The following is a 515-nucleotide window of genomic DNA, read 5'->3' as shown; positions in this document are numbered from 1 at the left end:
TGATGAAGGCCGCCAGGCTGTGCCCGCAGGCCATTGTGCTGCCGGTCGATTTTTCGGAAATCCGCAAATACTCCCAGCTCTTCAAAAGCACCATCACCGACATCGCGCCGCTCATGCAGGACCGCGGCGTGGACGAGGTCTATATCGACTTCACCGACGTACCCGGCGGCCAGCGTGAAGGCGGGCGCGTGCTGGCCCGGCTCATCCAGAAAGCGATTTTTGAAAAGACGGGCCTGACCTGCTCCGTCGGCGTGGCGCCCAACAAGCTGCTGGCCAAGATGGCGAGTGAGTTCAACAAGCCCAACGGCATTTCCATCATTTACGAAACAGACCTGCAGGAAAAAATCTGGCCGCTGCACGTACGCAAGATCAACGGCATCGGCCCGAAGTCCGGCGACAAACTCGCGAAGCTCCATATTCACACCATCGGTGAGCTCGCCGCGCAAGACCCGCAATGGCTGATCGACAACTTCGGCAAGGCCACCGGCGCCTGGATGCACGAGGCTGCCTGGGGC

Annotated in this window: 1 protein-coding gene; it reads left to right on the top strand. The window is 60.6% G+C overall.

Going from position 1 to position 515, the window contains the following annotated elements; translation table 11 throughout:
• Nucleotides 1-515, top strand: a 515-nt coding sequence (locus AC1DWI_RS26065) for a Y-family DNA polymerase (protein ID WP_477726320.1), incomplete at both ends; no start/stop codon positions are given.

The sequence above is a fragment of the Polaromonas sp. P3_C2 genome (assembly GCF_056402675.1).
Note: the sequence above shows the minus strand (reverse complement) of the source record. Positions and strands in the feature narration are given on the sequence as shown.